9 protein-coding genes are annotated in these 11,352 nt (G+C 69.2%); 7 read left to right on the forward strand and 2 right to left on the reverse strand.

Annotated elements, in window-relative coordinates; genetic code table 11:
* The first annotated feature begins 3 nt into the window (after window positions 1–3).
* The 6 genes from AHIS1636_RS20460 (at window position 4) to AHIS1636_RS04465 (ending at window position 8,720) form a co-directional block, all read left to right on the forward strand.
* Entirely contained in the window at window positions 4–408 is a 405-nt protein-coding gene (locus AHIS1636_RS20460) for a CBU_0592 family membrane protein (protein ID WP_507762586.1), read from the forward strand.
* A 140-nt stretch (window positions 409–548) separates the two neighbouring features.
* Complete coding sequence (locus tag AHIS1636_RS04445) at window positions 549–3,203, forward strand: PEP/pyruvate-binding domain-containing protein (protein ID WP_264794610.1); 2,655 nt, start codon at window positions 549–551, stop codon at window positions 3,201–3,203.
* Between the two features lie 220 nt (window positions 3,204–3,423).
* On the forward strand, window positions 3,424–4,602 hold the full coding sequence (locus AHIS1636_RS04450; protein ID WP_264794611.1) for an LPXTG cell wall anchor domain-containing protein: 1,179 nt from the start codon (window positions 3,424–3,426) through the stop codon (window positions 4,600–4,602).
* A gap of 128 nt (window positions 4,603–4,730) precedes the next feature.
* Window positions 4,731–7,019 (forward strand): catalase/peroxidase HPI, encoded by a 2,289-nt coding sequence (gene katG, locus AHIS1636_RS04455; protein WP_264794612.1) that lies wholly within the window; start codon window positions 4,731–4,733, stop codon window positions 7,017–7,019.
* Between the two features lie 110 nt (window positions 7,020–7,129).
* Window positions 7,130–7,591 (forward strand): MerR family transcriptional regulator, encoded by a 462-nt coding sequence (locus AHIS1636_RS04460; RefSeq protein ID WP_264794613.1) that lies wholly within the window; start codon window positions 7,130–7,132, stop codon window positions 7,589–7,591.
* A gap of 82 nt (window positions 7,592–7,673) precedes the next feature.
* On the forward strand, window positions 7,674–8,720 hold the full coding sequence (locus tag AHIS1636_RS04465) for an NAD(P)-dependent alcohol dehydrogenase (RefSeq protein WP_264794614.1): 1,047 nt from the start codon (window positions 7,674–7,676) through the stop codon (window positions 8,718–8,720).
* Between the two features lie 118 nt (window positions 8,721–8,838).
* Here the strand turns inward: AHIS1636_RS04465 and AHIS1636_RS04470 are convergent, their stop codons facing one another.
* Complete coding sequence (locus AHIS1636_RS04470; protein WP_373875789.1) at window positions 8,839–9,990, reverse strand: MFS transporter; 1,152 nt, start codon at window positions 9,988–9,990, stop codon at window positions 8,839–8,841.
* Window positions 9,991–10,143: 153 nt separating this feature from the next.
* Window positions 10,144–10,569: a MarR family winged helix-turn-helix transcriptional regulator gene (locus tag AHIS1636_RS04475; protein ID WP_264794615.1), complete on the reverse strand. Its 426-nt coding sequence runs from the start codon at window positions 10,567–10,569 to the stop codon at window positions 10,144–10,146.
* A gap of 233 nt (window positions 10,570–10,802) precedes the next feature.
* Here AHIS1636_RS04475 and bcp point away from each other — a divergent pair, with 233 nt between their 5' ends.
* Window positions 10,803–11,276 (forward strand): thioredoxin-dependent thiol peroxidase, encoded by a 474-nt coding sequence (bcp, locus tag AHIS1636_RS04480; RefSeq protein WP_264794905.1) that lies wholly within the window; start codon window positions 10,803–10,805, stop codon window positions 11,274–11,276.
* Window positions 11,277–11,352: the final 76 nt, after the last annotated feature.

Raw genomic sequence — 11,352 nt, forward strand, 5'->3', positions numbered from 1 at the left:
GGGATGCTGGCGGCGGCTCTGGGCTGGCTGGGAACAATCGGGACTTTCGTAGCTTACGCAATGCTATGGAAAGGGTGGCTTACATCTGAATCCCGCCGGTATGCGCTCCTCAACACCGTCGGCGGACTGCTGGGCGGGACTGCCAGTGCAATTTATGGAGCGTGGCCAAGCGCGGCTGCCAATTTCGCCTGGGCCGCCCTGGGCGTGCACTCCATAGTGGAAACTCACCGCCGGCGCCGCCTTGAAGTCATAGTGAACGAGATCCCTGACTTCGCACCGGCCACATCCCAGGATGCCGCTAGTCAGGAACGCGGAGCAGCCAGTGAACCTCTGGAACGAGCATTCCGCACCCAGGCCGCCTGCGAGGCGCACCGCAGTCCCGCCTGCGTAATACCGCAACTGCCATAGCCCACTTCGTGGCTTCCGGTCCTGCCCCGGGATGGGGAAGCGGAGTACCCTGAGGGCAGCGTGGCCGCTTCCCGGCAGGGGCAAGACCGGAGCAGCGTTCAGGGCGCGGCCAACGGGCATCTTGAGGCGGGGGTCGGATCATGGCATTCATCAGGGACCTGGCGGACGTCGGCCGGACGGACCTCGCCTCCGCGGGAGGGAAGGGCGCCAACCTAGGGGAACTCGTCCGGGCCGGCTTCCCGGTGCCTCCCGGCTTCATCGTGGAAACCGCGGCCTACGAGGCCTTCGTGGCGGCCAACGGCTTCGGCCCCCGGATCCTCGCCGCGGCCGACCTCCCGTCCGACGCCCCGCCACAGGCCTACGAGGAGGCCTCGGCCAGCATCCGCACCCTGTTTACCGGCGGCACGGTTCCCGCGGACATCGCTGCAGAGCTGGCAGAGGCGCTCAGCCGGCTCGGCGCCGACTCGGCGGTGGCGGTCCGATCCTCCGCCACCGCCGAAGACCTGCCGGGCGCGAGCTTCGCCGGGCAGCAGGAGACCTACCTCAACGTGCGCGGGCAGCGGGAGGTGGCCGCCGCCGTCGTTAACTGCTGGAGCTCGCTGTGGACGCCGCGGGCGATGGCCTACCGTGCCCGCGAGCGCATTGCGCCGTCCGACGTCCGCCTGGCGGTGGTGGTGCAGGGCATGGTCGACGCGGATGCGAGCGGCGTGCTGTTCACTGCCAACCCGGCGGACGGGCGCCGTGACCGGCTTGCCATCAGCGCGGCCTGGGGACTGGGCGAGGCGGTCGTCGGGGGCACCGTGGGCACCGATGAACTGATTGTCGACGCCGGATCGCGGCGGGTGCTGTCGCGGCAGGCGGGCGGGCAGCAGGCGAGGACCGTGCCGGCCGGCAGCGGCGTGCGGAGCGAGGAGCTGCCGGAGGCGCTCCTCGGCAAGCCCGTGCTCGATGACGCAGCGGCGGCCGGGCTGGCCGATCTGGGGACGCGCATCGCCGGGCTGTTCGGCGCGCCCCAGGACATTGAATGGTCGCTGGCCGACGGCAAGCCATGGATCCTGCAGGCACGGCCGATCACCGCCCTGCCGGAGCCGGGCGCCGCACCGCCGACGGACTGGGGCGTCCCCTACCCCGGCGGCATGTACTTCCGGGCCAGCATCGTGGAGCAAATGCCGGATCCGCTCACGCCCTTGTTCGCAGACATGGTAGACGGTTCGGTGACCCGCTCGCTGGGAGCCCTGATGGACCGGGTCATGGGGCGCCAGCTACTGAACGACGGCGATGTCCGCTTTCCGACCGTGAACGGCTATGCCTATTACTACTACCGGAATTCGGCGATGCTGCGGATGACGGCCAGGACGCTGCCGGCGATGCTGAAGCTGGCGCGCGGCGGGGCCAACATGGGCCTCAAGGGCTGGCACGAGTACGGGCACCCGCGCTACGTGGCGACGGTCCGGGACTGGGCCGGGAAGCGGCCGGAGGAGCTCGACGGCGGGGAGCTGCTCGACGGCGTCGGGACGCTGCTGGACGCCGGCACCGAGTACTACACGGCCGTGCAGTCCGTCATTCCGGCCGCCGCCTCCAGCGAGATGGCCTTCACCGCCTTCTATAACAAGCTGGTGCGCCGGGACGGGGACCCGCCCGCTTCCGTGTTCCTGCTGGGCTTCGACAGCGCCCCCATCCGGGCCGAGAAGTCGCTATACGACCTGGCTGAGTGGTCGCGGCGGCAGCCCGGGCTGGCGGAGGCGCTCCTGGCGGTTCCGGTGTCCGAGCTGGCGCGGGCCCTGGCAGGCGGGACCGCCCCCGCGGGCATTGCCGCGGACCTGTGGGATTCCTGGCAGGAGCGCTTCGCCGGGCACCTGGACCGCTTCGGCCATGCCGTCTACAACCTCGACTTCGCCGTCCCGGTACCGGCGGACGACCCGGCCCCGCACCTGGAAACCGTGCGGTTCTATCTGGGCGGCCGGGGCCAGGACCCGCACCGCCGGCAGCAGCTCTCGGCCGCAAGGCGGGACGAGCTGACCGCCGCGGCGCTGGCCCGGCTCGGATTGGCGCGACGCCGCGGTTTCCTGAAACTGCTGCGCTGGGCCCAGGCGGCCGCCCCGGTGCGGGAGGACGCGCTGGCCGATGTCGGGCTGGCCTGGCCGCTGCTGCGCCGGATGCTGCGCGAGCTCGGCCGGCGCCTGGCGGCCTCCGGTGTGATCGCCGAACCGGAAGACATTTTCTGGCTCCGCCACGGCGAGCTGCGCGCGGCGGTGGACTTCGGCCTGGCGGACGCGGCAGACCGCGGCGGAGCCGCCATCACCGGGGCCGCAGTACCGGTGCGGGCAGGCGCCGTCGAACAGCGCAGGATGCTCTGGCGCGCCCGGCGCCGGGCCACCGCGCCTCAGATGCTTCCGCAACGGCCCTGGATGAACCGGCTCTTCGGCTCCATGATGCCCGCCGGTGCCCAGGACCAGCAGGGGGAAACCATCCGCGGCATCGGCGCCAGCCCCGGCCAGGTGACGGCCGCCGCCAACGTGCTGGGCGGCCCGGAGGACTTCGGCCGGATGCGCGCGGGGGACGTCCTCGTCGCCCGGATGACCACGCCGGCCTGGACCTCGCTGTTCGCCATGGCTTCCGCCGTGGTAACCGACGTCGGCGGTCCACTCAGCCACAGCTCCATCGTCGCCCGCGAGTACGGCATCCCCGCCGTGCTCGCCACCGGCGTCGCGACGCAACAACTCGCCGTCGGCGACCTCGTCCGCGTGGACGGCGACGCCGGCACCGTCGCCGTGGTCAAACACGCCGGCGGGTAAGCTCCTGCCTGACCCTCCCCCGCCTGATGCAGCGGCCGCGTTCAGCGAACCCGAAGACCCGCCGGGAAGTTTCGAAAAAACGTTCTGACTGGCAAATATGCTGCGGATCACTTATATTTCTGGCTAAGTCCGGACGAAGCCGGACGCGGGGCACGGGATCGACCGGATTGGCGCGGTGGCTGCCCCCTTTGCACAGCCAAGTTGGGGACAGGACTTCCACGTGACATCACGACTGCGCTCTGCGCTGCTCACCGGCACCGTTGCCGCCGCTCTCGCCCTCGGTGCCGCACCGGCCCAGGCCATCGACGAGGATGCCTCCGGACAGCCGGCCCGCATCACCGAACCGGCACCCGCAGCCGCCCCGGTCATGAACGCCCTCGAGGCGGCTGCCCCGGAAGCAGCGCACATCGACGCGGCCGCAGCGACCGACTCTCTGTCGGCTCCGGAATCCGTTCCCGCCGGGACCGAAGAGGCCGTCGCGGGCGCCGTGATCCCCTTGCTGGTCGAGGGCACCCCAGCCCCCCGCAACGGCGAAGCACCGCACGGAACCGATGGCGAGGCCGCAGGCGAGGTTATCGGCGGAGCCGCTGAAGAGGAAGCCCCGGCAGAAGACGGAACTGGGGAAGAACCCGTTCCCGCGCCTGACCCGGCCTTGCCCGGGACCGACCCGTCGTCCGGCGACGGGACAGACCCCGCACCAGAGACCGCGCCCGCTGCCCCCGAGAACGCACCGGCCCCCGCTGCAGAGGAGCCGACGTCGCAGCCCGCGCCCGAGTCCGCGGCTCCCCCGGCGGCAGATCCCGCGCCCGCCGAATTCATCGTGGTGGGCGGACGCACCCTGACCCATGCCGATTTCAATATCCCGGACGACATCGCCGCCAGCGACGAGGACACGATCAACCGCTGGATGGAGGAGAACCTCGAACTCGTGCTCGAGTCCGACGGCATGCAATACCTCGTCGACCTCATGCTGGACTACCTCATGGCGGGCGACCTGGACGGCCTGGCCGACCTGATCCGCGAAATGAGCGTGTCCGACCCGGCCGCCGGCGAAGAACTGGTCCAGTGGATGTACGAGCTGTTCCAGGACTTCGGTGAATGGCCGGTCGATTTTGAGGACTGGCCCGGTGAGGCAGGACCGGAATTCAGGGAGCCGACCAGCCAACCCGCGCCGGATGTCCGCCCGGCAAGCCTGGTTGCCGCCCCGGCCGCCGGCCTTGCGCCGGAAACCCCCGCTGCGGATGTCGCGCCCGCGGCCGCCCCGGTCAACGAGCTGGCGCAGACCGGCGTTCCCCACGGAACCCTGTGGCTTGCCTCCGGCGGAGCAGGACTCATGTTGCTGGGCGGCGCCCTCCTCGTATGGCGCGGCCGCAGCATCAGGGCTGCCGCGGTTCGGTAACCGACCCGGCCGGCCAGCAGGCAATAGCGCAGGGGCCCTCCCCTGCGCAGCCCGCTCGTGGTCAAATGGGAGGGTTAGACCCGGCTGTCCGAGTCCGACCACGGCCTCGGCCATATGGAAGGAAACTCATGACCGATCGCCAGGACCACCCCCCGATCCCCACCCCGGGTAGCGCCCAGGGCCTGGATCGCAAGGTTGAGGGCGGGTGCCCGGTCGCCCCCGAGAGCGTGACCTCGCACGGCAGCGAGAGCGAGAATCCGGCGATCGACTCGCCGCAGCCCAAGGCTCACCGCCCGCGGACCGTCGCGGACTGGTGGCCGAACCAGCTCGACCTCTCCGTGCTCCACGCCAACCACCCGGCAGGCAACCCGCTCGGCCCCGCGTTCAGTTACCGCGAGGAGTTCCAGAAGCTCGACGTCGAGGCACTCAAGCAGGACATTATCCAGGTCCTGACCACTTCCCAGGACTGGTGGCCGGCGGACTTCAACCACTACGGCGGCCTGATGATCCGGATGAGCTGGCATGCTGCCGGCACCTACCGTGTCCACGACGGCCGCGGCGGCGCGGGGGACGGCACTCAGCGGTTCGCGCCGCTGAACAGCTGGCCCGACAACGCCAACCTGGACAAAGCCCGGCGGCTGCTGTGGCCGGTGAAGCAGAAGTACGGCCAGAAGCTCTCCTGGGCGGACCTTCTCGTCCTCGCCGGCAACGTCGCCCTCGAGTCGATGGGCTTCAAAACCTTCGGCTTTGCCTTCGGCCGCGAGGACGTGTGGGAACCAGAGGAGATCTTCTGGGGCCCGGAGGACACGTGGCTGGGCGACGAACGCTACATCGGCGAAGGCACGATGGCCCCCGAGGTCGGCTCAACCGAAATGGGCCTGATCTACGTGAACCCCGAGGGTCCCATGGGCAACCCGGATCCCAAACTCGCGGCCTCCTTCATCCGCGAGACCTTCAAACGGATGGCGATGAACGACGAAGAGACCTTCGCACTCATTGCCGGCGGCCACACCTTCGGCAAGACCCACGGCGCAGCCGACGCCGACGAACACGTCGGCCCCGAGCCCGAGGCCGCGAACCTGGAAGCCCAGGGGCTCGGCTGGCTCAGCACCTACGGCACGGGCAAGGGCGGCGACACGATCACCTCCGGCCTCGAGGTCACGTGGACGGACCGGCCGACGGAATGGAGCAACCGCTTCCTGGAGATCCTGTTCGAGCACGAGTGGGAATTGGTCAAGAGCCCGGCCGGCGCCCACCAGTGGGTCGCCAAGGATGCGCCGGAGATCATTCCGGACGCCCACGACCCGGAGAAAAAGCACCGCCCCACGATGCTCACCACCGACTTGTCGCTCCGCTTCGATCCGATCTATGAACAGATCGGCCGGCGGTTCCTGGAGAACCCGGACGAGTTTGCGCTGGCATTCGCCAAAGCCTGGTACAAGCTGCTGCACCGCGACATGGGCCCCGTGGGCCCGCACATGCTCGGCCCGTGGGTCCCGGAACCGCAGCTGTGGCAGGACCCGGTTCCTGCGGTTGACCACGAACTGATCAGCGAGCAGGACATTGCCTCGCTCAAAACCCAGTTGCTGGATGCCCTCTCCATTCCTGAACTTGTCAGTACTGCATGGGCATCCGCCTCCACGTTCCGCAAGACCGACAAGCGCGGTGGCGCCAACGGCGCCCGCATCCGGCTCGAGCCGCAGCGCGGTTGGGAGGTCAACCAGCCCGAGCAGCTGGCCGGCACCCTGCAGGCGCTGGAAAACGTGCAGCAGCAGTTCAATGCCGCGCAGGCCGGGGGCAAGAAGGTGTCGCTGGCGGACCTGATCGTCCTCGGCGGTTGCGCAGCGGTGGAGAAGGCGGCCCGGGACGCCGGTTTCGACCTCACGGTCCCCTTCCGCCCCGGCCGCACCGATGCGTCCCAGGAGCAGACCGACGTCGAGTCCGTCCAGTACCTGGAGCCGCGGGCGGACGGATTCCGCAACTACGTGCGTCCGGGCGAGAAGCTCCAGCCGGAGACGCTTCTGGTCGACAAGGCATACCTGCTGGACCTTTCGGCGCCGGAAATGACAGCGCTCGTCGGCGGCATGCGCGCCTTGGGGGCCAACCTCGGCGGTACCGCCCACGGCGTCCTGACGGACAGGCCCCAGGTCCTGACGAATGACTTCTTCGTCAACCTGCTCTCTCCGGGCACCCGGTGGAAGGCGTCGGAGGAGGAGAACGTCTACGAGATCAGCGACGTCGCTACGGACGAGCTGAAGTGGACGGCCACGGCAGTGGACCTGATCTTCGGCTCCAACTCGCAGCTCCGCGCACTGGCCGAGGTCTATGCGAGCAGCGACGCCGGCGAGAAGTTCGCCAAGGACTTCATCGCGGCGTGGGTGAAGGTCATGGAGCTCGACCGCTTCGACCTGCGCTAGACCCTGCCTCCGGTCCGGCCGCCGCGGCCGGACCGGAGGCTTCCGGCAGCCGCTGCGGCGTCGCTACCGCCGCTTGTCTTCAAGTACTTGAAGTTCCTATCGTTAATCGAGTGAGTGCAACAAGCATCCAGCACACCTACTCGATTAAGGAGGCGTCGGCGCTGACCGGGCTGCCGGCCAGCACGCTGCGCTACTACGAATCCATCGGCGTCATCACCCCGATCCGCCGCGGCGCGAGCAGCAAGCACCGCGTCTATACCAACGAAGACCTGGACCTCCTGACCTGGGTGTCGTGCCTCAGCGCGACGGGCATGTCGGTCGCCGACATGCGCCGCTACCTCGCGAACGGAGCCCTCGGGCCGGCCGCCGCCCCGGAGCAGATCGAACTGCTGGAAGCCCAGCAGGCTCACCTGGCGGCGGAGGCAAAGGCCATCGCCCTGCGCGAACGGTACGTCGCGCTGAAAATCGGCTACTGGCAGGCTGTCCAGGCCGGAGACGGTGCCAGGGCCGAGCAGCTCTCTGACGAGGCACGCACACTGGCCGACGAGCTCAAGAAAACCAGGAAACAGTAAACAACCCCCGCCCACCTGAGCGCGGACCGAATGGTCCGCCCGTCCGGTATGCCCAAAATCTGCCTCCAGAAGGAGAAACCACATGACCACCACCGTCCACGCCTACGCCTCCCCCTCGGCCGACGAGGACCTTGTCCCCACGACCATCGAACGCCGCGAAGTCGGCCCCCACGACGTCCTGATCGAGATCAAGTACGCCGGCATCTGCCACTCCGACATCCACACCGTGCGCGGCGAATGGGGCCCGCAGGCCTATCCGCTGGTCCCCGGCCACGAAATCGCCGGCGTCGTAGCGAAAATCGGGTCCGAGGTGACCAAGCACGCCGTCGGCGACCGGGTCGGCGTGGGCTGCATGGTCAACTCCTGCGGCAACTGCAGGAACTGCAAGGCGGGCGACGAGCAGTACTGCCTCAACGGGATGGTGGGCACCTACGGGGCCACCGACCGCGACGGGACCATCACCCAGGGCGGGTACTCGACCCACGTCGTCGTCACCGAAGACTTCGTGCTCCGGATCCCCGAGGGCATCGACCTCGACGTCGCCGCTCCCCTGCTCTGCGCCGGCATCACCACGTACTCGCCCCTGAGCCGCTGGGGTGCCGGACCCGGCAAGAAGGTCGCGGTCGTGGGCCTCGGCGGCCTTGGCCACATGGCGGTCAAGATCGCGCACGCCATGGGCGCCGAGGTCACCGTCCTGTCCCAGTCCCTCAAGAAGCGTGAGGACGGCCTGCGCCTGGGCGCCGACCACTACTACGCGACGAGCGACGAAGCCACCTTCACCGAGCTGGCCGGTTCGTTCGACCTCATCATCAACACCGTCAGCGCCCCGATCGACGTCAGTGCCTTCCTGGGGCTCGTGACGGTCGGCGGTGCCATGGTCAACGTGGGCGCGCCCGCGGAGCCGCTGCCGGTGAACGCGATGGCACTTATCGGCGGCCGCCGTTCCTTCGCCGGTTCCATGATCGGCGGCATCCCCGAGACCCAGCAGATGCTGGACTTCTGCGCCGAGCACGGCATCGGCGCGGAGATCGAGGTCATTTCCGCCGACAAGATCAACGATGCTTACGAACGCGTCCTCGCCTCGGACGTGCGCTACCGCTTCGTTATCGACACCGCGACCCTCAGCTAGCGGCCATGCCGGGGCGCGGCGGTTGAGTACCGCCGCGCCCCGGCATGCCAGGCGTCAGCAGTCGGGCGCCCGCAGTCGGGCGGGCCGCAGGAGGGCGGCCCGCAGTCGGCCTTCCCCGCTACCCGCGGTCCGCGCTCCGGAAGGCGAGCACCGCCGTCGTGCCCGCAAGCACGGCCAGCGCGCCGGCGAAGGCCGCCAGCCCGGCCCAGCCGAACTGCACGAAGAACAGCCCGCCGGCCCAGCCGAACAGGCTCGAGCCGGCGTAGTAGAAGAGGTTGTACAGGCTGGAGGCCTGGGACCGCCCGACTTCCGCCAGCCGCGGGGTCCAGCCGGAGGCCACGGAGTGCGCCGCGAAGAAGCCGGCCGTGAACACCAGCAGGCCCAGCAGGACCACCGGCAGCCAGTCGGACAGCGTGATGGCCAGCCCGCCGAGGATCACCGGAATGCTCGCCAGCAGCACGCGGAGCCGCCCGAACCGCACGGTCAGGCCGCCGGCGAGGCGCGAGGAGACGGTGCCGGCGAGGTAGGCGAGGAACAGCAGGCTCGCCAGCGAAGGCGGCAGGTTGAACGGCGGCGCCTCCAGCCGGAAGCCGAGGTAGTTGTAGACGGCCACGAACCCGCCCATCAGCAGGAAGCCCTGGGCGTACAGCGCCAGCAGCCGCGGCGAGCGCAGGTTGGCCAGGATGCGGGCCAACAACCCGGGGCCCTCGCCGCGGACCAGCGGCCGGAAGCCACGCGGTGCCGGAGCCAGCCGGACGAAGGCGAGCGCGGCCAGCGCGGCCAGGATGCTGACCGCGAGCACGCCGGCGCGCCAGTCCCACAGTTCGGCCAGCGGTCCGGCCACCAATCGGCCGGTCAGTCCGCCGATCGTGGTGCCGGCGACGTAGGTCCCCGCGGCCACCGCCGCGTGCAGCCGCTGGACCTCCTCGTTCAGGTACACCAGCGCCACGGCCGGAATCCCGCCGAGCGCGGCGCCTTCCAGGAACCGCAGCCCGAGCATCGCTGGGAACCCGGGTGCCAAGGGCAGCAGCAAACCGAGTACGACGGCGGCGCTGATCGCCCAGGTCATCGCGCGTTTGCGTCCGCAACGGTCCGCGATCGCCGACCATGGGATGACCGCGAGCGCCAGGCCGATCGTGGCGGCGGAGACGCTGAGGGCGGCGTCCGCGGCGCTGATCCCGAACTCGCGCGCAATGCCCGGCAGCACCGCCTGCACCGAGTACAGCTGGGCGAACGTCGCGAGTCCGCCGAACAGCAGCGCCAGCAGCATGTTCCGGTAGCCCTGGCTGCCCTTGGGATGCCCCTGCCAGGGCTGCTGGTCTGCTGAAGTCACGCCTTCGATGCTAGCTTTCGGGGCCCCCGGCTCCTCAACGGCGCACAGTGCAGGCGGAACTTCGGGTGCGAGTCACACTATCGCGCCGCACTATGCCGTGGCGGAATGCTCGGGCAGGCCCTCCGTATCCCAGCGCTGGGCCCCGAGGGTGTCGACCAGTTCGGTGAGGCTCTCCCGCAGTCCCTCGACGCCGATCCCGGCTTCGGCTTCCAGTTCCGCTTCGAGGCCCGCGGCCCGGGCGAAAGCCTCCTTGCCCCGGGGGCTCATGCTGACGAGGATCGTCCTTCCGTCGGCGGCGTCCGACTCGCGGAGGACGAGCCCCTGTCCCTCCATCCTGGTCAGGGTGGATCCCAAGGTCTGCGGCTGCAGGCGGAGGTTCTTCGCGAGGCCGGCCTGCGTCTTCCGCCCGAGCTGGTCCAAGGCGGCCAGGATCCGCATGCTGGCGTGGGTGAGCCCGAGTTCCCGCAGCCGTTCGTTGTAGCGGTTCTCCATGAGGCGCGCGGCCGTCAGGAGCATTTCTGCACACGATCTGTCCAAACCGGACATTCGGGTCATGATTGCCTGCGCTCCTTTGCCTGTTCGTCTGCTGGACTTTCTTCCATTATCCGCCAGTTGTCTCGACTATCGAGCAAAACCGAAAAAATAAGACCACTTATCTTATCGCTCCTTCCGCGGCGCACGCTGGACCTCGCACGGAGCGTCATATACCGTTATGCAATAACCGGATTTCGCATTACGAAAAAGGAGACATCGTGGCCCAGCTTCGCCCGGGAGATTCCGCCCCCGCCTTCACCCTCGAGGACGCCGCCGGCGGCAAGGTATCGCTGTCGGACTATGCCGGCCGGAACGTCGTCGTCTACTTCTATCCCAAGGCTGCCACCCCGGGCTGCACCACCGAAGCCTGCGACTTCCGCGACAACTTGAACTCGCTCCAGGCGGCCGGCTTCGACGTGGTCGGCATTTCGCCGGACGAGCCGGCGGCGCTGCAGGAGTTCAGCGCGGCGGAATCCCTGACGTTCCCGCTGCTCTCGGATCCGGACTTCGCCGTTGCCGAGGCCTACGGTTCCTACGGCGACAAGGAGTTCAACGGCAGGACCTTCACGGGGACGCTGCGCAGCACCGTCGTCGTCGACCCGGAAGGCAAGGTCCGCCTCGCGGAGTACAACGTGGACGCCAAGGGCCACGTGGCCCGGCTGCGCGAAGAGCTGAACATAACGGCGTAAACTAGTCAGCGCACTCGCACGCGTTTGAGGCCCTTCCCACTGCCGGGAGGGGCCTCATTCAGTTACCCCCGGCTGC

It is taken from the genome of Arthrobacter mangrovi (assembly GCF_026011795.1).
Taxonomy (GTDB): domain Bacteria; phylum Actinomycetota; class Actinomycetes; order Actinomycetales; family Micrococcaceae; genus Crystallibacter; species Crystallibacter mangrovi.